This is a genomic window from Conexibacter sp. W3-3-2 (assembly GCF_009707605.1).
GTDB classification, from domain to species: Bacteria; Actinomycetota; Thermoleophilia; order Solirubrobacterales; family Solirubrobacteraceae; genus Paraconexibacter; species Paraconexibacter algicola.
The window spans coordinates 3,857,620-3,883,329 of record NZ_WLYW01000001.1 but is presented as its reverse complement, the minus strand read 5'-3'; the positions used below and the strand labels follow the sequence as shown (position 1 = coordinate 3,883,329).

General features: G+C 70.2%; 22 protein-coding genes and 1 pseudogene. 19 read left to right on the top strand and 4 right to left on the bottom strand.

The features are described from left to right. Positions 1-358 precede the first annotated feature (358 nt). Positions 359-1,594 (top strand): IS256 family transposase, encoded by a 1,236-nt coding sequence (locus GKE82_RS18645; protein WP_154735015.1) that lies wholly within the window; start codon positions 359-361, stop codon positions 1,592-1,594. 156 nt (positions 1,595-1,750) lie between these two features. On the opposite strand, the pseudogene GKE82_RS18640 reads toward GKE82_RS18645, so the two are convergent. Then, positions 1,751-3,103, bottom strand: a pseudogene (locus GKE82_RS18640) (IS30 family transposase); the annotation flags it as partial. A gap of 117 nt (positions 3,104-3,220) precedes the next feature. On the opposite strand from GKE82_RS18640, the gene GKE82_RS18635 reads away from it, so the two are divergent. The 7 genes from GKE82_RS18635 to GKE82_RS18605 all read left to right on the top strand — a co-directional run bounded on the left by GKE82_RS18635 (position 3,221) and on the right by GKE82_RS18605 (position 9,781). Beyond that, positions 3,221-4,390 (top strand): glycosyltransferase family 2 protein, encoded by a 1,170-nt coding sequence (locus GKE82_RS18635; RefSeq protein ID WP_154734330.1) that lies wholly within the window; start codon positions 3,221-3,223, stop codon positions 4,388-4,390. Then, a complete protein-coding gene (locus GKE82_RS18630) occupies positions 4,387-4,896 on the top strand; it encodes a class I SAM-dependent methyltransferase (RefSeq protein WP_154734329.1) in 510 nt (169 codons plus the stop codon). Before GKE82_RS18635 ends, GKE82_RS18630 begins: the two co-directional genes overlap by 4 nt. A gap of 22 nt (positions 4,897-4,918) precedes the next feature. Beyond that, complete coding sequence (locus GKE82_RS18625) at positions 4,919-5,098, top strand: hypothetical protein (protein WP_154734328.1); 180 nt, start codon at positions 4,919-4,921, stop codon at positions 5,096-5,098. 13 nt (positions 5,099-5,111) lie between these two features. Beyond that, a complete protein-coding gene (locus GKE82_RS18620; protein WP_154734327.1) occupies positions 5,112-6,491 on the top strand; it encodes a hypothetical protein in 1,380 nt (459 codons plus the stop codon). Then, positions 6,488-7,447, top strand: a complete 960-nt coding sequence (locus tag GKE82_RS18615; RefSeq protein ID WP_154734326.1) for an NAD-dependent epimerase/dehydratase family protein — start codon at positions 6,488-6,490, stop codon at positions 7,445-7,447. Before GKE82_RS18620 ends, GKE82_RS18615 begins: the two co-directional genes overlap by 4 nt. A gap of 66 nt (positions 7,448-7,513) precedes the next feature. Next, positions 7,514-9,406 (top strand): glycosyltransferase family 4 protein, encoded by a 1,893-nt coding sequence (locus tag GKE82_RS18610; protein ID WP_154734325.1) that lies wholly within the window; start codon positions 7,514-7,516, stop codon positions 9,404-9,406. Between the two features lie 93 nt (positions 9,407-9,499). After that, on the top strand, positions 9,500-9,781 hold the full coding sequence (locus GKE82_RS18605) for a hypothetical protein (protein ID WP_154734324.1): 282 nt from the start codon (positions 9,500-9,502) through the stop codon (positions 9,779-9,781). Positions 9,782-10,304: 523 nt separating this feature from the next. Here the strand turns inward: GKE82_RS18605 and GKE82_RS18600 are convergent. Then, positions 10,305-12,539: a glycosyltransferase gene (locus GKE82_RS18600; protein ID WP_154734323.1), complete on the bottom strand. Its 2,235-nt coding sequence runs from the start codon at positions 12,537-12,539 to the stop codon at positions 10,305-10,307. A gap of 51 nt (positions 12,540-12,590) precedes the next feature. On the opposite strand from GKE82_RS18600, the gene GKE82_RS18595 reads away from it, so the two are divergent. The 5 genes from GKE82_RS18595 (at position 12,591) to GKE82_RS18575 (ending at position 17,111) form a co-directional block, all read left to right on the top strand. After that, positions 12,591-13,268, top strand: coding sequence for a class I SAM-dependent methyltransferase (locus GKE82_RS18595; RefSeq protein ID WP_154734322.1), 678 nt, complete (start codon positions 12,591-12,593; stop codon positions 13,266-13,268). Positions 13,269-13,335: 67 nt separating this feature from the next. Next, positions 13,336-14,598: an ABC transporter ATP-binding protein gene (locus GKE82_RS18590; RefSeq protein WP_154734321.1), complete on the top strand. Its 1,263-nt coding sequence runs from the start codon at positions 13,336-13,338 to the stop codon at positions 14,596-14,598. Further along, positions 14,595-15,422: an ABC transporter permease gene (locus GKE82_RS18585; RefSeq protein WP_154734320.1), complete on the top strand. Its 828-nt coding sequence runs from the start codon at positions 14,595-14,597 to the stop codon at positions 15,420-15,422. Before GKE82_RS18590 ends, GKE82_RS18585 begins: the two co-directional genes overlap by 4 nt. A 309-nt stretch (positions 15,423-15,731) precedes the next feature. Further along, a complete protein-coding gene (locus GKE82_RS18580; RefSeq protein WP_196189310.1) occupies positions 15,732-16,469 on the top strand; it encodes a bifunctional 2-polyprenyl-6-hydroxyphenol methylase/3-demethylubiquinol 3-O-methyltransferase UbiG in 738 nt (245 codons plus the stop codon). 204 nt (positions 16,470-16,673) lie between these two features. Then, complete coding sequence (locus GKE82_RS18575) at positions 16,674-17,111, top strand: hypothetical protein (protein WP_154734318.1); 438 nt, start codon at positions 16,674-16,676, stop codon at positions 17,109-17,111. A 171-nt stretch (positions 17,112-17,282) separates the two neighbouring features. Here GKE82_RS18575 and rfbC read toward each other — a convergent pair whose 3' ends face one another. Further along, positions 17,283-17,849 carry a dTDP-4-dehydrorhamnose 3,5-epimerase gene (gene rfbC / locus GKE82_RS18570; protein ID WP_154734317.1) on the bottom strand — a complete coding sequence of 189 codons (567 nt, stop codon included), beginning with the start codon at positions 17,847-17,849 and terminating at the stop codon, positions 17,283-17,285. A gap of 23 nt (positions 17,850-17,872) precedes the next feature. Between rfbC and GKE82_RS18565 the strand changes: the two genes are divergently transcribed. Further along, positions 17,873-18,154, top strand: a complete 282-nt coding sequence (locus tag GKE82_RS18565; RefSeq protein ID WP_154734316.1) for a hypothetical protein — start codon at positions 17,873-17,875, stop codon at positions 18,152-18,154. Continuing rightward, a complete protein-coding gene (locus GKE82_RS18560) occupies positions 18,151-20,292 on the top strand; it encodes a glycosyltransferase (protein ID WP_154734315.1) in 2,142 nt (713 codons plus the stop codon). The genes GKE82_RS18565 and GKE82_RS18560 overlap by 4 nt, the downstream gene beginning before the upstream one ends. A gap of 3 nt (positions 20,293-20,295) precedes the next feature. On the opposite strand, the gene GKE82_RS18555 is transcribed toward GKE82_RS18560, so the two are convergent. Continuing rightward, positions 20,296-20,775 (bottom strand): hypothetical protein, encoded by a 480-nt coding sequence (locus GKE82_RS18555; protein WP_154734314.1) that lies wholly within the window; start codon positions 20,773-20,775, stop codon positions 20,296-20,298. 119 nt (positions 20,776-20,894) lie between these two features. On the opposite strand from GKE82_RS18555, the gene GKE82_RS18550 reads away from it, so the two are divergent. The 4 genes from GKE82_RS18550 (at position 20,895) to GKE82_RS18535 (ending at position 25,681) form a co-directional block, all read left to right on the top strand. After that, on the top strand, positions 20,895-21,416 hold the full coding sequence (locus tag GKE82_RS18550) for a DUF1697 domain-containing protein (RefSeq protein ID WP_154734313.1): 522 nt from the start codon (positions 20,895-20,897) through the stop codon (positions 21,414-21,416). A gap of 89 nt (positions 21,417-21,505) precedes the next feature. Then, on the top strand, positions 21,506-22,831 hold the full coding sequence (locus tag GKE82_RS18545; protein ID WP_196189050.1) for an IS256 family transposase: 1,326 nt from the start codon (positions 21,506-21,508) through the stop codon (positions 22,829-22,831). Between the two features lie 173 nt (positions 22,832-23,004). Further along, complete coding sequence (locus GKE82_RS18540; RefSeq protein WP_154734312.1) at positions 23,005-24,177, top strand: glycosyltransferase family 4 protein; 1,173 nt, start codon at positions 23,005-23,007, stop codon at positions 24,175-24,177. Between the two features lie 235 nt (positions 24,178-24,412). Beyond that, positions 24,413-25,681, top strand: coding sequence for an RNA polymerase sigma factor (locus GKE82_RS18535; protein ID WP_154734311.1), 1,269 nt, complete (start codon positions 24,413-24,415; stop codon positions 25,679-25,681). Positions 25,682-25,710 lie beyond the last annotated feature (29 nt).

The window sequence follows — 25,710 nt, the reverse complement described above, 5'->3', positions numbered from 1 at the left end:
CACTCACAACCGGGGACGCTCGACGAAGCGAATGGGAATGACAGCCCGGACTCAAGGGGTCGTCGCAACACCAGGCTTTTGGTGAACGAACCGTAGCGCCCCCGCGTCCTGCTGGAAGCGCATCGCGTGGCTGTCGTCGCGGAGGCCGAGCCCGTAGGGCGAGGCCGCAGCGGCGATAGCCACGCGCGCGGCCCGTGACGGCCCCCCTCCTTGCTCAGAGAAGGCGGGGCGCGTCAGGCTGCGGCGGGTCACGTCGGTAGAAGTGGTGTAGGAGGACACCGGGTCCGGACGTAGTCCGACCACCGTGGTGTCCATGCTCGTCGGTCCCTTCCACAGGATCGATGAATGGAGCACCACGATGGCCGAGGACCGGATGATGACCCCTGCCGATGTCGTTGCGCGAGCGATGAGCGGCGAGCACGGAGATCTGTTGCGCGACGCGGTCGCGCTGGTCGTGCGTGAGTTGATGGAGGCCGAGGTCGCGCAGCTGACCGGGGCGGGCCGCGGTGAGCGGTCCGAGGACCGCGTCGCGAATCTCAACGGGTACCGCCAGCGGGCGTGGGACACCCGGGTGGGGAGCATCGAGCTGGCGATCCCCAGGACGCGGTCCGGGCCGTCGTACTTCCCGAGCTTCCTGGAGCCTCGGAGCCGGTGTGAGCAGGCGATCGTGAGCGTGGTGATGGAGGCCTACGTCAACGGCGTCAGCACCCGCAAGGTCGATCGGCTGGTGGAGCAGCTGGGGATCGGGGCGATGAGCAAGGACCGCGTCAGCCGGCTCTGTCGTGATCTGGACGAGCTGGTGGCCGAGTTCCGTGAGCGCGAGCTCACGGACGCCTATCCGTACCTGTGGCTGGATGCCAAGCACGTCAAGGTCCGCGAGCGCGGCCGGGTTGTCTCGAAGGCGCTGGTGGTCGCCTACGCGGTCAATCAGGACGGGGTGCGGGAGGTGATCGGCCTGGATATCGGCCAGGTCGAGTCGGGCCCGTTCTGGGTGGCGTTCCTGCGCTCGCTGAAAGCCCGTGGGCTGCACGGGGTGCAGCTCGCGATCAGCGACCACCACGAAGGCCTGAAGGCGGCGATCGCGCAGGTCCTGGACGCGCCGTGGCAGCGCTGCACCGTGCACTTCGTCCGCAACATGCACGGCCACTGCCGCCGCAACGAGCGCGGCCTGATCAGCGCTGGCCTGCGCGAGGTCTTCCAGGCCGCCGACGGCACCGAGGCGCGCCGCCGCGTCGGCGAACTGCTCGATCGCCTCGCACCGGTCGCTCCGAAGGTCTGCGAGCTGCTCGATGCTGCCGAAGAGGACCTCCTGGCGTTCTACGCGTTCCCGAAAGCGCACTGGAGCAAGCTGCGCTCGACCAACCCGCTGGAACGGGTCAACAAGGAGATCGGCAGGCGTTCGGATGTCGTCGGGATCTTCCCCAACGACGCGTCCGCGATCCGGCTCTGCGGCGCCGTCCTGATCGAGCAGAACGACGAGTGGCTGACCTGCCGGCGCTACCTCTCCGAAGAGTCGATGGCGGTCGTCCTGGCGGGCCCCATCGAGGACGCCGACGAGGTCCACGACCTGGAGGTCGCGAGCCTTGCGGCCTGACCCCCTCCGCTGGAGGCTGCACGCGTTGGGGGTCTCGCCTCGGCTCGCCCTCCGGGCTCACCTCAGCGACACCCCCAACGCGATCCGAGAGGAGAAGAGCCCCCTCCACACGGCCTGACACGCCGCGATGTACCCGACGAGCGAGCTACACCACAACACGCGACTTGACTCTGCGGCGGCGAGGTGCTCGTCGAGGACCTCGGCTGGGGTCTTCCAGCCGAGTGTCTTTCGGGGCCGGCTGTTGAGCGCGTCGGCGACCGCGGCGAGGTCTTCGAGGCTGTGCCGGGCGAGATCGGTGCCCCGCGGGAAGTACTGCCTGAGCAGCCCGTTGGTGTTCTCGTTGGTTCCGCGCTGCCACGGGCTCTGCGGGTCGCAGAAGTACACCTGAAGGCCGGTGTCGATCTTCAGGCGAGCGTGCTGCGCGAGCTCCTTGCCCTGGTCCCAGGTCAACGAGCGGCGCAGCTGCTCGGGCAGCCCAGCGAGCTGGGCCGCGATCGCGTCCCGGACTTGCTCGGCGCCGGCGCCCGTGACGGCCGGCCCGTGCTTGAGCCGCTTGCCCGCCCCCTCAGGGGCAGGCAAGTGCAACAGCATCGTGAAGCGGCTGCTGCGCTCGACCAGGGTGCCGATCGCCGAGCGGCCGGTGCCGATAATCAAGTCGCCTTCCCAGTGCCCGGGTACTGCCCGATCATCGGCTTCGGCCGGGCGCTCGGTGATCATCACCTCGTCGGTGATGTGGCCCTTGCTGCGCTGACCGACACGGGCGCGAGGAACCCTGAGCGCGCGGCCGGTACGCAGACACGCGACGAGCTCGCGCTTCAGCGCGCCTCGGCTCTGCACGAACAGCGACTGGTAGATCGCCTCGTGCGAGATGCGCATGCTCGGATCATCCGGGAAGTCCACGCGCAGCCGCGCGGCGATCTGCTCAGGACTCCACGCATGCGCCCACCGACGGTCTCCACGATGCGGCTTGTTGCGGCCCTTCCACGGCGCAGTCTGCGGTCCGCACACGGCACCGTCGGGCCGGCAGATCTCTCCAGCGAGCCGCTGCTGCACGTACTCACGCAGCGGCTCGTTGGCGGCGAGCTTCGCGGTCTTAGGCCGGGCGGCCAAGAGCTCAGCCTTCCACTGAGCCACCGACGCGCGGTACTCCAGCTTGCCGCCCCGGGTCGCGGCGTTGCGGCGCAGCTCCCTGGAGATCGTCGACGGCGACCGACCGATCTCCCTGGCGATCTCGCGCACCCCGCGGCCCTCGGCACGCAGCAACGCGATCTCCTCGCGCTCAGCGAAACACAGGTACCGGCATGTCGCCGGGTCGCGCAGCAGCGTGGCCATCCCGCCACGTTCTCGGAACCACCGGCTGCCAGCAGCCGAAGAGACCCCAACCGCCGCCGCGGCGTCCTCGCTGCTCAGCCCCTTGGCGATCTCACGCCAGAACCACAGCTCTACCTCGCGACGATGCGACGGATGCCCCGGCGACTTCATCGGTGATCGCCCCGTCAATTCCGTCATCCACCCAGCCGGCCGTCCCATCGCGACTCCTCACATCGAGGCGTTGCGACGACCACTTGAATCCACCCAGATCAGAACCTCACCGTAGGCGAAAGCCTCGAGCGACTCGCGCCCGCGATGGAAGGCGCCGCCCCGCCGGAGCTATCAGTCGTCATGCCATGCCTCAACGAGGCGGACACGCTTGAGACCTGCATTCGCAAGGCCCAGCAGGCGGTCGAGTCGCACGGTGTGGTGGCCGAGATTATCGTGGCGGACAACGGCAGCACCGACGGGAGCCAGGACATCGCGCGTGAGCTGGGCGCTCGTGTCGTCGACGTGCACGCACGCGGCTATGGAAGCGCATTGATGGGTGGGATCACCGCAGCCCGCGGCCGGTTTGTGCTGATGGGAGACGCCGACGACAGCTACGACTTCCTCGAGCTCCCGAAGTTCGTCGACGCGCTCCGCAACGGCCACGACCTCGTACAGGGCTGCCGCCTGCCGCGAGGCGGCGGCACCGTGCTCCCGGGGGCCATGCCCGTGCTGCACCGCCGCTGGGGGAACCCAATGTTCTCCTGGATGGCCCGGACCTGGTTCCGCGCACCCATCAACGACATCTACTGCGGGATGCGCGGGTTCACCAAGGAGCACTACACCTCGTTGGAGCAGCGGTGCACGGGCATGGAGTTCGCGACGGAGATGATCATCAAGTCGAGCATTACGCGCGCCGACATCGCCGAGGTCCCGATCACCCTTCATCCCGACGGACGGAAGGCGCATGCTCCCCATCTGCGCACGTTCCGCGACGGGTGGCGCACGCTGCGGTTCTTCCTCCTGTACAGCCCGCGATGGCTGTTCCTGCTCCCCGGCCTGCTTCTGCTGCTGCTCGGCACTCTTGGATACGCCCTCGCGCTCCCCCGTTTGGAGGCGTTCGGCGTCGACTTCGATGCGCACACCCTCCTCGTCTCGAGCCTCGCTCTGATCTGCGGGTATCAGTCGATCCTGTTCGCGCTGTCCACGAAGGTGTTCGCGATCAGCGAGCGCCTGCTGCCCCCTGACCCCCGGATCGATCAGGTCGGGCGCATCCTGACCCTCGAGCGCGCGCTCCTCGTCGGGGCAGTCGCGATCGTCATCGGGATCGGCCTGCTCCTCGTCGCCGTCAACGAATGGCGACTTGGGGACTTCGGGCAGCTCAATTACGCGGACACCATGCGTCTGGTGGTGCCTGGCGTCACGCTGACGGCGCTTGGCCTGCAGACCGTGCTGTCGGGCTTCTTCATCAGCGTCCTGGGCCTCTCCCGTCGATGAACCGCCCGGCGGAGTTCGATGAGTTCGCCGATGACTACGAGGCGGCCCTCGAAAAGGGGATCAGCCTGTCCGGGGAAGATGGCGCTTACTTCGCCCAGGCGCGGGTCACGTGGACGGCGCGTCGCCTGCTCCAACTCGGGCACCATCCCAGCGCAGCGCTGGATTTCGGCTGTGGGACAGGATCGACGACCCCGTTGCTGCTCGGACTCGACGGGGTCGAGTCGGTCGTTGGCACCGATGTCTCCCGAGGGCTGCTCGACGTGGCACGCCGCGACTTCGCCTCGCCGGGCACAGCGTTCATCCCGCTCGAAGAGCCTCTCGAGGAGATGTTCGACCTCGCCTACTGCAACGGGGTCTTCCATCACATCCCCCCCGGAGGAACGAGACTCGGCGGTCACCTATGTGCGTCGGTCCCTGCGGCCCGGGGGCCTCTTCGCGTTCTGGGAGAACAACCCGTGGAACCCCGGGACACGACTGATCATGCGGCGGATCCCGTTCGACCGTGACGCCCAGACGCTTAGCGCTCCGGTGGCCAGGAAGCTCCTGCGACGCAACGGCCTCGAGATCGTCCGCACCGACTTCCAGTTCGTGTTCCCGAGCGCCCTGCGCGGCCTGCGGCGGTTGGAGACGCCGCTCGCACGGACGCCCGTCGGCGCGCAGTACCTGGTCCTCGCTCGCCGGCCGCAGCGGATTGGCCATGCCCGCTGAAGGGCGGCACACCATGACCGCGACGGCGGGCAGGTATCTCGCGTCGCGCTCGCCGCTGATCGTCGCCTGGCTCCTTGCCTGCCTGGCTTTCTGGCCGAGCCACATGAGCGCGGACTCGTTCTACATGCTGCAGCAGGCGCAGGGCGAGATCCCCATCAACGATCAGCACGCTCCCATCCTGCTCTGGCTCTGGAAGCTCGTCTGGCCGTTGGGGGTGGGTGTCGGATGGATCCTCGCACTGCAGATCGGAACCTTCCTCGTCGGCGCTTATCTGATCGCCAGGGTCGGCTTCGGGCCTCTCGGCGCGTCGTTGACCTCGAGCCTGGTCATGCTGTCTCCGCCGGTTCTGGGCGGAATGGGTCTTCTGGGTCGCGACACGTGGTACCTGTCGCTGTCGGTGCTCGCCTTCGGCCTTCTCGCGCTTGCACACCGCGGGCCCGAGCCTTTGCGACGCAGGTCGCTCATCGGGGTCCTCGTCGTCGGGTTCTTTTGCCTCGCCGTCCGGCAGAACGCCCTGACGGGCGTGGCAGTCGCCTTCGCGATCGCCACGGCGATGGTGCTCGGGCCCCGGCTGGCGTCACGAGGCCCCGTCATGCGACTGGTGATCGTAAGCGCCGTCGGAGGTGGACTCGCCCTAACGCTCGCACTCTCGCAGGTCGTCATCGTCCGCGCGGCAGGGGTCAAGCAGAATGCGCCGGAGCAGCAACTGTTCCTGTTCGACCTCGCGCTCATGTCCGAGCGCGAAGGCAGGTCGCTGATCCCCCGCTCGGTCTTCCGCTCCGGCGACGTGGAGGTGCTGGCAGCGCAGTCTACTCTCGACGGCGCGAACGCGATGTTCTTCGGTCCGACAGCCGCCACGCCGGTCCCGCACGACGAGCAGCAACTGGAGGACATACAGGAAGCATGGCGGACGGCGATCCTGGACCACCCGTGGACGTACCTCGGCGTGCGCTGGGACGCCTGGCTGCGACAACTGGCCGTGACGCGCGCCCCCACGTTCATCTATCACCCGGGGATCGATCCCAACACCAAGGGGTATGCGCCGACCTTCATGACGCTGAACCGCGCGCTCCTCGATTATCAGAAGGCCTTCACCTCCAACGAGCAGCTCGACGGGCGGTGGCCGCACCGACCGTTCGTGTATCTGCTGCTCGCGATGTTCGCAGCCGCGTACCTGCTTCGTCGCGGCGGCGCCTCGTCCGTAGTTGGCTGGCTGGCGGTCACCGCGTGGACCTACCAGCTGGGGTTGTTCGTCCTGGCCATGATCGTCAACTACCGCTACGAGCTTCCGGCGGTGGCGACCGGTCTGTTGTGCGCGGTCGTCGCGGCGAAGATCGCCCTGGACGACCGGCGCGGGGGTCGGTCGGTGGGCACGGCTACATTGCGCGCATGAAGGCTCTCGTGACCGGCGGCGCCGGCTTCATCGGCTCCAACCTCGTCGACGCGCTGCTCGAGCGCGGCGATCAGGTGGCGGTGATCGACAACCTCTGGAGCGGGGACCGCGCGAACCTCGACGCTGCGATCGAACGCGGAGCGCGGCTCCACGTCGTCGACATCCGCGATGCCGACGAGGTCACCGCCGTATTCGACGCGGAACGCCCCTCGCACGTGTTCCATCTCGCTGCGCAGGCCGACGTCCGGGTCTCGATCGAGACCCCGGGCATCGACGCGTCCATCAACGTGATCGGGACCGTCAACCTGCTCGAGGCGGCCCGGCGGGTCGGGGTCCAGCGGTTCGTGAACACCAGCACCGGCGGTGCGATCTACGGCGACGTGGACCTGATTCCGACCCCGGAGTCGGTCCCGACCCAGCCGATGGCCGCGTACGGCCAGAGCAAGGACTGCGCCGAGCGCTACTGCGAGTGGATGCGGCGCCTCTGGGGCCTCGAGACCGTCACGCTGCGCTACGGCAACGTCTACGGTCCGCGTCAGAACCCAGCCGGGGACGCGGGCGTGATCGCAATCTTCTGCGGTGCCGCATCGTCGGGGCGCCGACCGATCATCTTCGGCGACGGTCTCCAGACACGGGACTACGTCTTCGTCGACGACATCGTGGCGGCGAACCTCCTCGCCGGCGAGCAGCCGGGCGCCCGCGGCGCCTACAACGTCGGCACGCAGACCGAGGTCACCGTGCTGCAGCTCGTTGCCGCGGTGCGCGAGGCCGCCGGCCTGCAGGTCGACGCGTTCGAGCCCGAGTTCCGCGAGGCCCGCCTCGGCGAGCTCCAGCGCTCGTGCCTCGACGTCGGCAGAGCCCGCGAGGAGCTCGGCTTCATCGCAGCGACGTCGCTGTCCGACGGGATCGCCCGCACGTACTCCTGGGCGCAAGCTCGTCATGAGCGGTCGGCGTAGCGTCGGGCATCGGCTCCGTCGCCCCCTACTATCGGGCGGCTCCCCCGCGCTGCCATCTGGATTGTGATGCACTCGGACCGCCGTCGACACATCGTTTTCGCCACGCAGGAGCTATGGCCGTTCACGACGGCCGGGGGCATCGGGCGGATGATCGGCGAGTTGAGTAGCGCCTTGATCTCGGAGCTCGATGTCACCGTTCTCGCTGACGAACGGTGGCGCGGCCATGTCCCCGACGCGGGACGCGCCACCGCAGAGCTGCCGGAGTCGGTGCGTCTCGTGTGGGTGCCCGCCCCGGACGGTGACATCGCACCGTTCTCCTCGGTGTTCCACGCGTGGAGCGACGCGTACTTTCGCGCGCTGGTCACGTTGGCCGAGGAGCGACCGGTGGACCTCGTCGAGTTCGAGGACTACCGCGGGCTCGCCGCGGTCACATTGGCCGCCCGACGCGGCGAACCCGCGCTGGAGGGGACAGTTGTCGCGGTCCGCCTCCACTCCTCTTGGGAGATCGTCTCCGCCCTCGATGAGCTTCCGGTAGCGTCGAGTGGCCGCGCGGTCGTCGAGCTCGAACGCACGGCTTTGCGATTGGCCGATCGAATCATCGCCTCTGCTCCGGCGGCGGCCGACGCCATCGCGCGCTTCTACCGCCTGACCGACGTCGGGCCGCGACTTGCGGTCATCCCGCCCCCGCTCCGGCCCCAGTCCCAGATGGTCTCGCCGGCCAAGCGAGCCGACGGCCAGCTCCGGCTCCTGTTCGTCGGACGTCTCCAGCGGGTCAAGGGCATCGACGACCTCGTGTCCGTCGTCCACGAGCTCGACGACCCGCGGCTGCGCTTGACCGTCATCGGTCGTGACACCGCATCGGGACCGGGCGGCGGTTCGATGCGGGCCCACCTCGAGCGCATTGCCGACGGTGACGACCGCATCGACTTCGTCGACGAAGTGCCGCACGGTGAGCTCCACCGGTGGTTCGCCGAGCATGACCTTGTGGTGCTCCCGTCGCGGTTCGAAAGCTTCGGGTACGTCCTCCGCGAGGCCCTCGAGCACCGCCGTCCTGCTCTCGCCTCTTCGCAGGGCGGATTCGCAGGCGTCCTCGAAACCGGCGAGACCGGGTGGTACGTCGAGCCGGACGATCGAGCCGGGCTGCGAGAGCGACTCGGCGCGCTGCTCAAGGCACCCGCCGCGCTCGATCGCGTGCTTGCCGGCGACGCGCTTCGCGACGCGTACGAACGCCTCCCCCGTCCGGCCCCGGCCCAGCGCTACACCGCCCTCATGAAACTCGATGCCCGATGCGCCACGCCGACTGGGGCGACGGCGACGACCGTCACGGCGGTCATCGATGTCGTTCCTGGCCGCGACCTTGCCGGAACGCTTGACGACCTGGGAAGGACGCTGCCCGGGACGCGTGTCGAAGTCGTGCTCGTCTGCGGTCGGCTGGAGCTCCTGCATTCCGCCGACGCAGCTCGCGCGCATGCGGTCCTCGCCTTCGACCCGTCGGCTTCCGTGTCGGTCGAGGATCGTTGGAAGGCCGGACTACGCGCGCGGCACGGGACCGGTCCCGCTTTGCTCCTCACGGCCGGCCAGCGTCTGGACGCTGCGTTTTTGGAACGCGCCTGCAATCTGCTGGCTACGGCTTCCCCGCCCGCGTACGTCACCGCGTATGCGCGGGGTCGTGCTCCGCATCACGCACCACTGGGAAGCGCGGCGAGTCCGGACACCGGCGGCGAGCTCAGGTTGGCGTCGGTCGCGCTGCTCGGTCCGCCTCTAGCGGAGCGAGCAGGTCATCCGGACACGACGATACGACAGGCCGTCGTCGAGCTCGCGGCCGAGGGACAAGTGGGCGCAGTCATCGCCGCGCCACTTGTCGGGCGGGTCGTCGACGGACCGCTGACGCAGGCCCCCGAGCCGGTCGCCCCTGTACCCCCCGCCAGCTGGAACTCGGCGGCGTCAGCCGCGCCGTAGTGCCCGACTGGCCATGCGCCGCCCCGGAACCCGTCCTGCCGCGTCTCCTATGAGCGTCGCCAGTCGATAGCGCCTCGTGCCGAGCAGGGCCTGGTGGCGGTCGATGGCAATACCCAACTGCGCCCGCGCATCCTGGAACAGCGCGTCATTGGTCCGCGCCACCTCGATCTCGATCTCGAGGCGCTCAGCAGCACGCTGCAGCTCCTCACGGAGTGCCGCCACTTCCTGCCGGGCCTCGGCGAGCTGCGCCTGCGCCACGTCGTTCCGGGCCTGAAACGCGGCCGCCGCGGCGCTCACCCGTCGCTCTCCCGCGCCGCTCAGTGCGGCGTTCGACGCACGCAGATCCTCGTTGGCCTGTGCCAGCGCGTCGAGTAGCGAGCGATGGATGACCGTCGATGTCGGCGACGAGTTGAGGACGGGGGGGTGCGATCGTCGTGGACCACAATGGCTCCCCCACCGGACACAGCGGGGGCACAGGGGAGGGCGATCGACGCCGAGCTTGCTCCCTCCGCGGCGATCCACGAGACCTCTACGAGGTTGAGCCAGTACACGTGCAGGTCGGGCAACGACACGCGGAGCTCGCGAACCTCGTCGGGACCGACGCGGGCTACGAGCGCGGCACCGGCACGGACACGGTCCACGAGCCGTGCACGGGCATCGGGATCTCGCACGACCCTGTGGTCTTGCACGATCAGTGCATCGGCGGCCTCGTACTGGTCGGCGGTGGCCGTCGTCCAGTACGACGTCCAGCTCCGGGCCGCCCCGGCCACTCCCGACAGGTCGGCTCCGTGTGCCCCCGCCAGAACGAGCACGGTGCGGCCCGCGCACGCCGCCGCCTGCGCGATCGCCAGCTGTTCGCGCTGGTGCGCGTCCAGCGACGGGAGCAGTCGGTCAGCGCTCACGTGGTACCCGCCAGCCGACGAGCGCGCGCGAGTTCCGTGCGCAATCGAGCCGTCTCCGCCTCGAGCTCTGTGACCCGGGCTCGCGCCTCCTCAAGCCCCGCGAGGGCGGCACCGGCAGCAGCTCCGCGCCTCCCGATCGCGGAGGCCAGCTGCGCGTTCGACGCGAGGAGCCTGTCGCCTTGGTCATCGGGCGCAGGCGGGGCCGGGAGTTCGACGTGGTGCTCCGACGGAGCACTGCGGTCGACGCCAATCGCGGAGGCCGTCCAGCGCGTCCCGTACTCGAGGCGGCGCGCGCGCAGCTCCCCTTCGAGCCGAGCAAGACGCGGGCGCGCGACCTGCCGTGTCATCGACGCCGTCCGAATCCTGTAATGAAACAACCGCTCCGGGACGATCGCGCCGACCAGACGACGATCGTGCATCTCGCGGAGCAGCATCCAGTCCTCGTACGACGTCAGCTCCTCGTCGTAGCGGAGGCCGCTCTGGAACACCGCCCGCCGGAAGAGGCTAGTGCAGACGCCACCGACGTTGCTGCGGTGGATCAGCCCGACGGAGTTGCCGAGCGGCATGTACCCGTCGGAATCACCGCCGAACGGCACGCCGTCCTCGTCGACGTACTGCACCCATGTGCCAACGTACGCGAGTTCGGACCGACGCTCGAGAACCTCGACGAGACGACCGACGAACTCCGGGACGATGAGGTCGTCCGAATCCAAAGGGAGGACGTACTTCCCGGCCGCCTGCGAGACCCCGAAGTTGCGGGCGGCGCCCAGTCCGGCGTTGGCCTGGGAGACCACCCGGACACCTGGCCGGGAGGCCACCCGCGCGAGCACTTCGAGATCCTCGGGCCGGAAGGATCCGTCGTTGACGACAATGGTCTCGATGTTGTCGTAGGTCTGCGCGGCTACCGCGTCCAGCGTCTGCTCGACGAAGGCGTCCATGTGGAAGTATGGAACAACGACGCTGACCAGCGGGTCGGCGTCCCGGTCCGGTCGCGGCGGCAGTTGTGCGGTCTCGTCGGCCAGCCTGCGGTAGCGCTGCCGCAGGGCGTCGACGTCCGTGAGCTCGTCAAAGACCGATCGCGGTCCTCCGGCGGCAATAAGTTCGGTGATCTGGTCCGGGTCGTCCAAGAGCGCCGAGATCGCCGTCCCGATCTCGCGTCTGGTGGTACCGGTCGCGAGCCAGCCGCTGACCCCTGGGCGGACCATCGCGACGAGACCGCCGACGGGCGTCGCAAGGATCGGGCGGTTGTGCTGCAGCGCCTCTCGCGCGACGTTCGGCCAGCATTCCCAACGAGATGGCACGACCACGACGTCGTGCTCTCGGATGAGCGCGCCGATCGCGGGACGCGGCATCGCGTCTCGGAAGTCCACGCGCGGGTCCTCCGCGGCAAGCAGCCGTAGTTGCGCGCCGAGCGACGTCCCGAGTGGTCCGGTGTCGGTGTCGCCGCCCACCAGGGTGAGCCGCCAGTCGTGGCGTCCGCTCTCCAGCAGTGCCGCGAGAAGGTCCTGAATACCCTTGCGGCGCTCCGCGCGTCCGAGGTAGAGGAGGCGGACCGGGTGCCCGTGCCCGAGCGGCCCTCCATCGCGGCTTCCGGGCGCACCGACGGACTCGTCGAGGAAGGCGTCCGGTATCTCGACCGCGTTCGCCACCTGGGACGTGCCGTAGTACCGGTGGTACGTGTCGAGGACGTCTCCGCCGGAGGTGAGGACGCGATCGGCGTGTCGTAGGCAGTACCGCTCGCTGTCGAAGAGCGCCTCGACCTCGAACTCGTCCGGCACGTAGCCGTCAAGGACAGCGCACAGCTCGGAGGTCGTGTGCACGCGGACGCAGACGAGCGTCTGCGCCAGCCACGGCGCGCAGGTCACGCGGGCCTGGATCGTCACCAGCCCCTCCCCGAGGTAGTCGCAGAACTCCAAGACGTCGGGTCCGCGATCACGGTAGTGCTCGCGCAGGATGCGATGCACACCTGCCGAGTAGCGGTGCATGTAGTGCAGGAAGCCACCCTTGTCCTCGTCCTCGGGCTCCGGCGCGAAGAGCACTTCGACCGTCTCCGGGAGGACGCGTGGGTCGCCCGCCGCGCGGAGTTCCTCGAGGCGGTCCCGCGCCGTCGCGCTCGTGACCACGACGACCTCAGCTATCTCGGACAGCTGCGCCGCCGCGGCGGCGACGATCGGTGCGATACCGCCTCCCGCGCACGGATAGAGCTCTCTGGACACGAAGCAGATACGCATCGAGCGGGGAGCGTAGTACAGAGCCTTTGCGCCGCCCGGTACGATGGGTATGTGTCGCCGCTGGGCCGTCGACGTCTTCGCGCCTCCGAGCGGCGCGCTTCGCGGCTCGACCGGGATTCGGACGAGCTGCAGGAGCTGTTCTCGACCATCTACCGCGAAGGCGTGTGGACGGATGCGATTCCCGGCATGCCGCGCTCAGGTCGGGGCTCGCTCCCGGAGTACTCCTCGGGAGTCCGGACCTGGCTCGAGGACGCGATTGCCGCCGGGGAGCGCTCCATCGCAGACGTCGGCTGCGGTGACCTGACCTGGATCGAGGAGATCCCGTCGCTGATCGACGGATCGATCGACTACCTCGGTATAGACATCGTTCCCGAGCTCGTTGCGGAACTCCGTTCCCGGGGCTGGGGTCGGTTCCTCGTCGGAGATCTGACGGCCTCGGGGTTCCGCGTGGACGCCGACGTCGTCCTGTGCAAGGACGTGCTGTTCCACCTGACCGACTCTCAGATCGAACTCGCGCTTCGCAACCTCGCTGCTTCACGGTTCCGTTGGCTCCTGCTCACGTCCAGCGACAACCCGGACAACTCGCAGCGGACTTTCGACCGTTGGAACTTCGCGCCCGTGAACCTCGAGCGTCCGCCGTACGACATCGAGCCGGCGCAGCGCATCGAGCGCCTTGAGGGCGGTCACGTGCTCGTGCTGTCCGCAGCGGCGCTGCAGCGCTGGCGCTGAGGGCCACCACGCCACAAGCCGACGCTTAACCGCGAAACTCCAGACCGGCCGGTACCGTTTAGCGCTCGTGTCCACCCAGCGCATCGACCCCCAGCAGGCCGCACGGCTCGAGCGCCTCCACGGCGCACCGACCGCGGTCGACATCTCGCACGTCAAGAAGTCGTTCAAGCTGCCGCACCAGCAGTACCACACGCTCAAGGAGCGGGCACTGCATCCCTTCCGCTCCATGGCCTACGACGAACTGCATGCGCTGCAGGACGTCGATGTCCAGATCGCGCGCGGGGAGTTCTTCGGGATCGTCGGGCGCAACGGGTCGGGCAAGAGCACGCTCCTCAAGACGATCGCCGGGATCTACAAGCCGGACGCCGGCAGCGTCACCGTCAACGGGCGCCTCTCGCCGTTCATCGAGCTGGGCGTCGGGTTCAACCCAGACCTGACCGCTCGCGACAACGTGATCATCAACGCGGTCATGCTCGGCCTGAGCCGCCGGGAGGCGCGCCGAGCCTTCGATCAGGTAATCGCGTTCGCGGAGCTCGAGGAGTTCGTCGACCTGAAGCTCAAGAACTACTCGTCCGGAATGGCCGTCCGCTTGGGCTTCGCGACCGCGATCCAGGTCGACGCCGAGGTCCTGCTCGTCGACGAGGTCCTCGCCGTGGGCGACGCCGCCTTCCAGCAGAAGTGCTACGAGGAGTTCACGCGGCTGCGCAAGGTCGGGAAGACCATCGTCTTCGTCACGCACGACATGGGTGCGACCGAGCGCTTCTGCGACCGGGCGATGCTCATCGAGCGGGGCGAGGTCCTCGCGATCGACGAGCCGCACACCATCGCCCGCGCTTACAACGAGCTGAACTTCGGCCGGCTCGTGCACTCCCCGGCCCAGGCAGCGCAGGACGGCCGCTACGGCGACCAGTCCGTCTGCACGATCTCGGACGCGTGGTTCGAGCACGCCGGGCAGCGGGTCCCTCAGCTGCTGCAGGGCGAGGAGCTAGAGGTCGCGATGAAGGTCCGGTTCCACGACGGCGTGGTCGATCCCGTTTTTGGCATTACGCTGCGCAACGAGATCGGCCACACGGTCTGCGTCGCGACGAGCGACGTACAGGTCGCAAGCTCCGGAACGTTCGCGGGCGGCGACGAGGTCGTCGTCAGGTTCGGGCTCGAGAGCTGGTTCGCGCCGTCCACCTACCTCCTGACCCCGTCCGTGGCCCGCGCCGGGTCCGGCGCCGACGCACTCGACCTTCGCGAGGACATGACGACTCTGCTGATCCACGCGACGCGGACCTCGGGCGGACTCGTCGACTTCCCGTACACCATTGACATCGCACGGGCATGAGCTCGCCGGAAGACCGCACCATCACCTCGCGCCGGGGCGAGATCCGCCGTACGGCCAACCTAGTCTGGACCCTCGCGGTCACCGACTTCCGGCTCCGGTTCTACGGCTCCGTGCTCGGCGTGCTGTGGACGTTGATCCGCCCGTTCGCCTTCTTCGGCGTCATCTACTTCGTGTTCACCGAGATCGCGAGCCTCGATGCGAACGTCGAGAACTACGGCGTGTACATCCTCTTTGCCATGGTGCTCTTCTCGTTCTTCGCGGAGGTCACGCTGAACTCCGTCCGGTCCCTGGTCGACCGCGAGAACCTCCTGCGCAAGATGAGCTTCGAACCGGTCGTCATCCCACTCTCCGTGCTCGTCACGGGATTGCTCAACCTCGCCACGACGTTGTGCGCCGTACTGATCTTCGCGCTCGCGAACGGCATCTATCCGTCGCTCGACTGGCTGCAGTTGCCGGCGATCGTCGTCGCGCTCGCCCTGCTCGCGACCGGGGTTGGGATGCTGTTGAGCGCGCTCTACGTGCACTACCGGGACGTCTTCCCGATCTGGGAGGTCTTCAGCCAGATCTTGTTCTACGCCTCCTCGGTGCTGTTCGTCGCGACGAGCGTCCCGGCCTCCTACCGGGCGGAGTTCCTGCTGAATCCGATCTCGGCGCTGTTCGCGCAGATGCGTCACGCGGTCATCGATCAGGACGCACCGACCGCCGCGACCATCATCGGCGGGTATCCGCGGCTTCTCATCCCGATGGGAGTCATCGTGGTGATCTTCGGCTTCGGCGTGCTGGTGTTCCGGCGCGCGAGCCCGCGGATCGCCGAGAACCTCTAGGTTGGACCCGTGGCGCTCTTCGGCCGAGGCTCAGACTCCGCGGACCCCACCCCGCACGCAACTCAGACGCAGGACACGCCCCCCGCGTCCGCGGACCGGCTCCTGCTGGACCTGCTCGGGGCACGGCAGGAACGCGGTCCGAGCTACGACACCCCGATCTCCGGGATCCTCACCGCCCGCCTCGGCACGGACGACCTCGAGCGCATCGCGGACGCCGCCGGAGAGCTCCGTCCGACGTGGGACGTCGCCTCCGACGCGGACCGTGGTCGCCTCGCGCTGGCGATCGCGGCCCACACGAGGATGGACGACGTGCTGGAGCGGCTGGGCCTCAGCGCGGCCATGCCACCGCCCGAGGTCCACGCGATGGCGCACGGCCCACAGGCCGCGGGCGGCGATCCGTGGCTCGCGGACGCCGTGGTCCACGCCGCGGCCGAGACCGGCTACACGATCCCCGACGGGGGAACAGTGCTCGACTTCGGTTGCTCGTCCGGGCGCGTGCTGCGCGCGATCGCAGCTGCTCGGGACGACGTCCGCTGCCTCGGCTGCGATCCGAATCGACCCGCGATCGAGTGGGCGCAGAAGCACCTGCCGATGGCGGAGTTCTTCGTGAGTCCGCAGCGCCCGCCGCTGGATCTCGCCTATGGCGAGCTCGACTTCGTGTACGCCGTTTCGATCTGGTCGCACTTCAACCGCGCGCCGGCTCTCGACTGGCTCGCGGAGATGCACCGGCTCATCCGCCCCGACGGGCGCCTGGTCCTGACGACGCATGGCCTGACGTCGATCGCGAAGACCCGCTCCGTCGACGAGCTGTCCGAAGGCAGCGCAACCGAGGCAACGGCCGAGCTCGTCCGATCCGGCTTCCACTTCATCGACGTGTTCGGCGATGAGGGCGATTGGGGGGTGCGGGACCCGGAGTGGGGCAATGCCTACTTCACGCTGGACTGGCTCTCCGAGCACATGACGCCCGGCTGGTCGATCCGGCTCTTCCGCCCCGGCGGGCTCGACGGCAATCAGGACCTCATCGTCCTCGGGCGAGAGGACCTGTGATCGGGTCCCGTCGCGCGTAGAAGGAGGCCGCCGAGCTCCGGCACGAGGTCGCGCAGCTCCGAGCACGCGAGACGGAGTTGCTCGAGCGCCTCGACACCGAGCGCCTGTTCCTAGTCGCTGGGCGAATCGTCGCGTCCGGGACCAGTCCGACGGGACGGTCGTCGCGGGACCGTTCGCCAGCCTGTCGTACCTTATCCGGACTGGGTGATCGATCGCGTCGATCCGTACCCCCAGAAGGTGCTCGGATGCTTCGAGCAGGAGCTCGACGACGCGGTCGAGCGGGCGATCGCCTGGGAGCCGTCGACAGTGGTCAACGTCCGGTCCGCGGGTGGCTTCTACGTCCTCGGACTGGCACGACGACTCCCCGCGTCACGCCTCGTGGCGATCGAGCCGAGCGAGCCGGCAGGTGACGCCCTCACCGCACTCCTCGACGCCGCCGGTCTTCCGGAACGCTGCCTCATCTTCCCGGAGTTCGCGTCCCCCGAGGTTGGAGGCCGCGCTCGACTGCCGCAGCCTCGTCATCAGCGACTGCGAAGGCGCGGAGAAGGTGCTTCTGGACCCGCGGCTGTGCCCGGCTTGCGAAGCGCGCGGCTGATCGTTGAGAAGCAGACAAGCTCGTCCGGGCGACGGCCGACGCGCTGACGCGAGCCTTCGCGGCAGCCCACGCGTCGATGGGGATCTGGAGCGTCGAGAGTTCGTCGCAGACGTTCCGGCGGCACAGTTCATGCCACTCGTGACCGCCCAGCTCGCCGTGTGGGAGTTCCGGACGGGCCGCCAGCGTGGCTCGAGCTCGAGCCACGCTGACGGCGTCGATCACCAGTCCGGCAGCTCGCCGGACGCCGCGAACTGCTCGAGCGTCATCGCGTCCGCGTCGCGCTCGCTGAAGATCCGGTCGGCCTGCGGGATCGGCCAGTCGATCCCGACCGCCGGGTCCAGGAACGAGATGCCCCGCTCGACCTCGGCGGAGTAGTAGGCGGACTGCTTGTAGAGCACGTCGGCGACCTCGCTCGTCACCGCGAAGCCGTGCCCGAAGCCGACGGGCACGTAGAGCGCGCGCATGGTCTCGTCGGAGAGCTCGAACGCCTCCCACTCCCCGTAGGTGGACGACGAGCGCCGCAGGTCCACGACCACGTCCACGATCGTGCCGCGACCGCAGCGGACGAGCTTGCCGCAGCCCGCGCCGATCTGGAAGTGCATGCCGCGGATGACGCCGTAGGAGGACCGTGAGTGGTTGTCCTGGACGAACGCGTCGTCGATGCCGTGCTCGGCGAGCTGGTTCTCCCGGTAGGTCTCGCAGAAGAAGCCGCGCTCGTCCGGGAACACGGTCGGCTGCAGGAGCTTGGGCCCGTCCAAGCGGGACGGCAGGACCTCGAAGGGCATCCGCGGAGGGTACTCTCGGGGGAGTGTCCGACGACTCCACGACCGTCACCGAGAGCGACGAGGTGCTCACGCTGCGCGCCCGCGTCGCCGAGCTCGAGGCCCAGCTCGCCGAGCAGTCCCGCGCGACCAACGCGCTCGTCGCGCGCTCGCAGGAGAAGCTCTACTGGCTCGAGCGGTGGAACGTCGACCTCGACCGCGTCATGGCCAAGCCGGGGGCGATCCCCGCGCTGGAGGCGCTGAAGTCGGTGCGCTCGGTGATCCGCTGGGTGCGCGTCACGTCGCGCCGGGTGCGCGGCGTCCGATGAGCGCGATCGGGAGCGTCTCGGTCGTCGTCCCGGTCAAGGACGGCGGGCGGTACCTGGCCGAGCTCCTCGCCGCGATCCCGGCGACCTCGTCCTCGGGCGTGCCGGTCGACGTGCTGATCGTGGACAGCGGCTCGACGGACGGCAGCTGCGAGCTCGCGCGCGCGACGGGTGCGCGGGTCGTGGAGATCGAGCCGTCGACGTTCCAGCACGGCCGGACGCGCAACCTCGGGGCTGAGTGGTCCTCGGGCGATGTCATCGCCTTCCTCACCCAGGACGCGACCCCGGTCGCCGGCTGGGTCGACGCGCTGCTCGCGGGCTTCGCGCTCGCCGACGACGTCGGGATCGTGTTCGGCCCCCATCTCGCGCGGCCGGACACCTCGCCGATGATCGCCCGTGAGCTCGCCGCGTTCTTCGCCACGAAGGCCGCGCCGGACGGCGGCCCGCAGGTCGAGCGCGCCGGCGGCGACGCGTGGCTGTCGAACGTCAACGCCGCCTACCGCCGCGACTGCTGGGCGGCGGTGCGCTTCCCGGAGGTCCCGTACGCCGAGGACCAGGGCTTCGCGGGCGCGGCGCTCGAGGCGGGATGGGCGAAGGCGTACGTGCCGGACGCGGCGGTCCTGCACGCCCACGACTACCCGCCGGTGCAGTTCGCGCGCCGCTACTTCGACGAGTACCGCGGTCTGCGCGAGACGATCGGGCACGTGGAGCACCTCGGGGTCCGCTCGACCACCCGGACGGTCCGAGACCTGGTCGCCGGGGACCGCGCCTGGATGCGCGAGCAGGGCTACGCGCCGCGGGACCTCGCGCGGTGGACGGCACGTTCGGGGCTGCACCACGCCTCACGACAGGTCTTCGCTGCCTTGGGTTCCCGCGCCCACGGGATGCCGCCGGCGGTGCAACGACGGCTCTCGCTGGAGGGGACGGTCGGCGCGGCCGATCCCGGTCCGCTCGCGGCCGGACGCGGTCCGCGCGCACCGATCTCCGGCAAGCCGATCGGTGCGCGTCCCGTCGTCTGGGACGCGGTGCGCCGCTACGCCCGCGACGGCGCGGCCCCGCTGCTGGATCCGCTGCCCGGGCAGGACACCGACGCGCCGCTGCACATCGCGTGCGTGATCCCGCCGTTCGACCGCGGGTCGGGCGGGCACAACTCGATCTTCCAGACGATGTGGCGGCTCGAGCAGGCCGGCCACACGGTGTCGATCTGGATCAACGACGAGCACGGTCACAAGGACTACGAGCGGCCCGCCCGGATCCGGCGCGACATCCGCGAGTGGTTCGCGCCGATCGAGGGACCGGTGTTCAAGGAGTTCGACGAGTGGTTCGGCGCGGACGTGGTCGTCGCCACCGGCTGGCAGACCGCGCACGAGGTCGTGCTGCTGCCGAACTGCCGGTCGCGGGTCTACCTGATCCACGACCACGAGTCCGAGTTCTACGCCACGTCGGTGGAGTCCCGGTTCGCGGAGGCCTCCTACGGCCTGGACATGCACATGATCTGCTCGTCGCCGTGGCTGCAGGAGATCGTCTCGTCGCGCTACGGGCGGACCTCGTCGCTGTTCGACTTCGGTGTCGACCACGACGTCTACCGGCCCATCGAGGTCCCGCGGCAGGAGTCGACGATCCTGTTCTACGGCCGTGACGCGACCCCGCGTCGCGCGGTCTCGCTGGCGAAGCTCGCGCTGCGGGAGCTCGCCGACCGCGGCCTGGAGTTCCGGGTGCTGTCGTTCGGCAACGACGCCGAGATCGACATGCCGGTCCCCTACGAGCACCTGGGGGTCCGCGACCCGCACGAGCTCGCACAGGCGTACAACGAGGCCACCGTCGGACTGGTGCTGTCGCTGACGAACTACTCGCTGATCCCCCAGGAGATGCTGGCCTGCGGGTTGCCCTGCGTCGACCTCGAGGGCATCTCCGCGGAGGGCGTCTTCGGCGCCGACGGGCCGGTGTCGCTCAGCCCGTTCGATCCGATCGCGCTGGCCGACCGGGTGGAGCGGCTGCTGACCGACCGCGCCGAGTGGCAGCGCCGGCACGAGGCCGGCCTGGCGTTCGTGCAGGGCCGCACGTGGGACGTCGCGGCCCGGCAGGTCGAGGCCGGGATCCGCGAGGCGCTCGCGTTGCGCCTCGCGGCCCCGTCGCGGTAGGGGCTAGCTCGTCGTCGTGGTCGGGTAGTCGGTCGTCGGGTAGTCCGTGCCCGTGTCGGTCGTGCTGCCGGCGGCGGGCTTCTTGCAGCCGCCGCGACGGTCGCCCTCGCCGCGGGCCGGACGGACGCTGTCGAACGCAGCCTTGACCTCGGCGGCGGTCTTGCCGAGCTTCTCGGCCAGCAGCGCCTGCTCCTGGGCCTTCGTCTCCCGCGCCTCGGTGGCCTTCACGGCCGCCTTGACCTCGGCCATCGCGGTCTTCAGCTGCTCGAGCGTGACGCCGAGCTGCTCGGCGACGGTCGCGAGCTGCGCGTCGGTCAGACGCGGCGCGTGGCGCTTGCCCTTCTTGCCCTTCTTCTTGGCGGGCTGCTGCGTGGTCGTGTCGGTCGGGTAGCTGCCGGCCTCCTGCGCGAGCGCGGGGGTGGCGAGGCCACCGAGAAGGACGGAGGTGCCGAGGACGGCGACGGCGGTACGGATGGACGGCATCGGGTGTCGAGCTCCTTGCGGGTGGTGGGAATCTGCCTGAGGAGACGCACGCGGCGCGTCGTTCGTCAGGAGCCCGCGAGCGCGTTTACGTGGTTCTTCGACGGCCATAGGATCGGGCCATGCCAACCCACGTCGCGCTGCTGCGCGGGATCAACGTCGGCGGCGTGAAGGTGCCGATGGCCGAGCTGCGCGCCGCCGCCACGGAGTGCGGACACGACGAGGTGGCGACCTACATCCAGTCCGGGAACCTGGTGTTCACCCCGGCACCGGGTGGGGCCGGGGCGCCCGCGGCGCTCGCGACCGCGCTCCGGTCCGCTCTCGACGCGCGGCTCGGGATCGACGTGCCGTTCGTCGTCCGCGACCGTGACGCGTTCGCCGCCGAGCTGGACGCCAACCCGTTCGGGGAGCCGCAGGACGGCCGGCTGCTGCACGCCATGCTGCGTGACGGGCCGGTCACCGAAGCGGAGCTCGAGACGATCGAACGGGCGCGCGAGAAGGCGCGGGCGGCGGGCTCGCGCGACGAGGTCGCATTGGCGGGCACGACGCTGTACGTGTCCACCCCGGACGGGTACGGGCGCAGCGTCCTCGCGCAGGCGCTGACCCTCGGGGGCCGCGACGGGAGGTTGTCCCGTAGCTCGTAGAACTTTGTAGGCGGCGGTTCTCCCGCCTCGTCCGCTCCCGTTGGGAGCGTGACGGGTGCTTGAAGTCCATCCGAGACAGGAGAACCGCCGTGAGGAACGTAGAGCAGGACCCCGACGGCCGCGAGCTCGCGCTGCCGCCCGCTGTGCAGGAGGCGCTCGGAGAGCTCGTCAATGCCGCCAAGGACGGGCTGCTGGCGTTGAGCGTCGGCGTCGGGCTCGGCGTGCTGGACACGCTGATGGAAGAAGAGGTCACCGAGGTCGTCGGCCCGAAAGGCCGACGCGACCCGGACCGCGTCGCGGTGCGCCACGGCCACGAACCGGGCGAGGTCACCTTGGGCGGCCGGCGTGTCGGCGTGCAACGCCCGCGGGTGCGGGCCGCTGACGGCAGCGGCGAGATCCGCCTTCAGACCTACGCGCACTTCGCCGACCGTGACCCACTCACCCGGGTCGTGCTCGAGCAGATGCTCGCCGGCGTCTCCACGCGACGGTTCGCGCGCACCCGGGAGCCGGTCGGCGAGCACGTGACCGCGGCCGAGCGGTCGACCTCCAAGAGCGCGGTCAGCCGCGAGTTCGTCGGGCGCACGACCGAGCACCTGCGCGCGCTCATGTCGCGCGACCTGGGCGACGTGCGGTTGGCGGCGCTGATGCTCGACGGGATCGAGCTCAAAGGCCGCTGCTGCGTCGTCGCCCTCGGGGTCACGACCGATGGGGTGAAGGTCCCGCTCGGCCTCTGGGACGGCAGCACCGAGAACCAGACGGTCGCCCGGCACCTCCTCGCCGACCTCGTCGACCGTGGCCTGGACCTCGACCAGGGCGTCCTGGTCGTCCTGGACGGCGGAAAGGCGCTGCGCGCGGCGGTCGACCAGGTCCTCGGCCCGGTCCCCGTCCAGCGATGCATCCGCCACAAGGAGAGGAACGTCCTGGACCACCTCCCCGAGGCCGATCGCGACCTCGTCAAGCGCAGGTTGCGCACCGCCTGGAAGCAGTCCAACTACGAGCTCGCGCTCGACGGCCTCAACCGGCTCGCCGACGAACTCGCCCACTCCCATCCCGGAGCCGCGGCGTCGCTGCGCGAAGGCCTCCCCGAGACGCTCACACTGCAGCGCCTCGGCTGCCCCGAGCAACTCCGCCGCACCCTCGCCTCGACGAACCCGATCGAGTCGATGATCGAGTTCGTCCGCCGCACCTCCAGGAACGTGAAGCGCTGGCAGTCCGGCGACATGTGCCTCAGATGGACCGCCGCCGGCATGCTCGAAGCCGAACAGCAGTTCCGGAAAATCATCGGCGTCGACCACCTCGCCACACTCACGATCGCCGTCGAGCGCGACCTCGCCGCCCGACGCTCCGCAACCGCCTCGCCGACCATGTCCACCACGACCCCCGAGCCGGCCGCTACGCTCGCACCCGCTCACTGATCACCGAACCGCCGCCGAGAAGTTCCACGGCGACCGGGACATCCTCCGCGACGGGTCGCCCGCCCGCAACGCGACCGCCCGCAACTGGCGGACGATGACGCAACTGCTGGCGATGCTCGACGGCACCGCCTGACTATCCTCGCGCGCGTGCCCGTCTCCTGCCTTCCGCTCCGTTGAGCCCGTTGCTGCGCCGCGGCGGCGCGACGAACGAGCCGCTGGCCGTCCGGCTCGCCCCCGGGATGCTCGCCGCCCTGCGGGACGGCGCCGTGCCGCTCGCGCCGGGGGCGACCGACCGGGCGGACGCGGACACCCTCGAGGTCGCGGTGGTCGTCCCGCAGTTCCGGCGCGGCAGCGGTGGGCACAAGACGATCGCGGATCTCGTCCGCGGGCTGGAGGCCCTCGGGCATCGGCTCTCGCTGTGGGTCGTCGACGAGGAGGGTCGTCACGGGGGCGCCTCGGACGCCGATCTGCGCGCGCAGTTCCACGAGTTCTTCGGGGCGATGCGCGCGGACGTGGCGCGCCTGCATCCCGCCGCGCTGTCGGACCGCCCGGTGGACGTCGTGGTCGCGACCGGCTGGCAGACCGTGCCGGCGGTGCTGCGCCTGCGCGGCGCGCGGTCGCGCGCGTACCTCGTGCAGGACCACGAGCCGGAGTTCTACGCGACCTCGGTCGAGCGCGAGTGGGCGGCCTGGACCTACCGGCAGGGCCTGCACGCGATCTGCGCGTCCCCGTGGCTCGCCTCGATCGTGCGCGAGGAGTACGGGGGCAGCGCGTCGTCGTTCGACCTCGGCGTCGACCACGACGCCTACCGCACGCAGGCCGTTCACCGCCGCGAGGACCTCGTGCTCTTCTACGCGCGCGCGGTGACGCCGCGGCGCGCGGTCCCGCTCGGCGTCCTCGCCCTGGAGGAGCTGCACCGTCGTCGTCCGTCGGTGGAGATCGCGCACTTCGGTGAGGCGCGGCCGCTCGACGTGCCGTACCCGGCGCGCGAGCTGGGGGTCCTCGACCCCGAGGGGCTCGCGCACGCCTACAACAGCGCGACGGTCGGTCTCGTGCTCTCGCTGACGAACCCGTCGCTGGTGCCGACCGAGATGCTCGCCTGCGGGCTGCCCGTCGTGGACCTCGCGACGCCGTCGATGCGCGCGACCTTCGGCGACGGCGGCCCCATCGCACTGGCACCGGTCGATCCGGTGGCGATCGCCGACGCGATCGAGACGCTGCTCGACGACCTGCTCGCGCGCGCTGAGCGCACGCGCGACGGGCTCGCGCTGGCCGCCGAGCGCTCATGGGCGGCGGCGTCCAGGCAGGTCGAGACCGGGCTGCGCGACGCGATGCGCGGTTCGTAACGGGTTCGTTCGGCGTTCGCGCCGATTTCGTGTCAACTGCTTCGCCCCCGAACCGCATGGCGTTACCGTGCACGTTCGTCGACGTACTCGACACATGGGGTCGGCCCTCGGAGCCGACGTAGGGCGACACACGGCAGGCGGGGCGACCTTGGCGGCGCAGCAGGAACGGGACGGGCAGCGGAGCACGACAGACCGGGCGGAAGCGGCTGCTCCGCGCGCCTTCTCGGCGGACGAGGTGGCCGAGATGGTCGTGAGCGCCCGGGCGCGGATGACCACGAGCGCGGCCCGTCACCCGCGGTTCAGCGGGCTCTCCGAGCACGACGTCGAGGAGCTCTTCGACGCGACGTCCGAGATCCTCGTCGGCCGCGCCGACCGCTTCGAGAACGCCGACCACGTGCGCGCCTCGCTCTGGACCGGCATGGAGCTGCGGGCGCGCGACGTGTTCCGGCGGCGGCAGCGCCGCGGGTTCGAGCTGGACAACGACGCGCTCGACCTGTTGCCCGACGACCTCGCCGACCACGAGGACCGGATCAGTCACGAGCAGGAGCTGCTCGTCGTCCGCGACTTCCTCGCGGCGATGACCCCGCGCGAGGCGGAGGTGTGGAAGCTCGTCCACGGCGAGGAGCTGTCCGTCGCGCAGACCTCCCGCCAGTTGGGCATCAGCCGCCACGCCACCGCCGAGCACCTGGAGGCCGCCGGTCGCAAGCTCGAGGTGTTCCTCGGCATCCGGCGGGCCGGCGAGTGGTGCGGGCGGCGCGAGAGCGACATCCTGCGGATGCTCGGCGGCTCGGACGACGAGGGCACGGCGCGGCGGGCGATGGCGCACCTCGACGCCTGCGCCGTGTGCCGCCGCGCGTACGCGGCGCAGGTCCGGCGGACCGGCCGCCTCGCCGCGGGCGTGCTGCCGTTGCCGGGGGCGGCGGCCGGCGAGCACGGCCGGACGCTCGTGGAGCGGTTGGCGGATCTGGTGCCGTTCGGCGGGGGCGGCGGCGGGCGGACCGAGATGGTCGGCAGCGCGATCCTCGGTGGCGGGGGCCTGGCCGGCGTCGCGAAGGTCGGCGCGGTGGTCGCGACGACCGCGACGGTGGCCGTGGGCGCCGGGACGGTAGCCGGCGGCGGGGAGGACCGCGCTGCCAGCTCGAGCCGCCCGACCATCACCGCGGTCGCCCGGCCGGCGGTGGCGGTGTCCGCCGCCACGCCGGCGCCGGCGGTCATCCGCCGCGCATCCGAGGAGCAGCAGCAGGCCCCGGTGCGCCGCGAGCGCGCACGTGAGCGGGCGGCCGAGCAGCGTGCCGAGCGGTCGGCCGAGCGCGCCGCTGCACGGCAGCGCGCGGCGGAGCGCCGGGAGGACGTCTTCGAGCTCGGCACGGTCGAGTCCGGCGGCGCTCCCTCCGCGAGCAGCGCCTCGAGCGCCCCCGCGCCCTCCGGCGGCACCTCCTCCGGAGGCGGCTCGACCGCGCCGGCCGCGCCCGACCCCGCCGGCCAGGAGGCCTTCCTGCCATGAGGCCCCACGAACTTTTCCAGCAGCCCGCG

Bases quoted from the DNA above. Each gene is read 5' to 3' on its own strand.
- GKE82_RS18555 (WP_154734314.1), bottom strand. From the start codon at position 20,775: ATGCCGTCCATCCGTACCGCCGTCGCCGTCCTCGGCACCTCCGTCCTT.
- GKE82_RS18630 (WP_154734329.1), top strand. From the start codon at position 4,387: ATGAACCGCCCGGCGGAGTTCGATGAGTTCGCCGATGACTACGAGGCG.
- rfbC (WP_154734317.1), bottom strand. From the start codon at position 17,849: ATGCCCTTCGAGGTCCTGCCGTCCCGCTTGGACGGGCCCAAGCTCCTG.
- GKE82_RS18615 (WP_154734326.1), top strand. From the start codon at position 6,488: ATGAAGGCTCTCGTGACCGGCGGCGCCGGCTTCATCGGCTCCAACCTC.
- GKE82_RS18560 (WP_154734315.1), top strand. From the start codon at position 18,151: ATGAGCGCGATCGGGAGCGTCTCGGTCGTCGTCCCGGTCAAGGACGGC.
- GKE82_RS18585 (WP_154734320.1), top strand. From the start codon at position 14,595: ATGAGCTCGCCGGAAGACCGCACCATCACCTCGCGCCGGGGCGAGATC.
- GKE82_RS18600 (WP_154734323.1), bottom strand. From the start codon at position 12,539: ATGCGTATCTGCTTCGTGTCCAGAGAGCTCTATCCGTGCGCGGGAGGC.
- GKE82_RS18635 (WP_154734330.1), top strand. From the start codon at position 3,221: ATGGAAGGCGCCGCCCCGCCGGAGCTATCAGTCGTCATGCCATGCCTC.
- GKE82_RS18645 (WP_154735015.1), top strand. From the start codon at position 359: ATGGCCGAGGACCGGATGATGACCCCTGCCGATGTCGTTGCGCGAGCG.
- GKE82_RS18620 (WP_154734327.1), top strand. From the start codon at position 5,112: ATGACCGCGACGGCGGGCAGGTATCTCGCGTCGCGCTCGCCGCTGATC.
- GKE82_RS18550 (WP_154734313.1), top strand. From the start codon at position 20,895: ATGCCAACCCACGTCGCGCTGCTGCGCGGGATCAACGTCGGCGGCGTG.
- GKE82_RS18610 (WP_154734325.1), top strand. From the start codon at position 7,514: ATGCACTCGGACCGCCGTCGACACATCGTTTTCGCCACGCAGGAGCTA.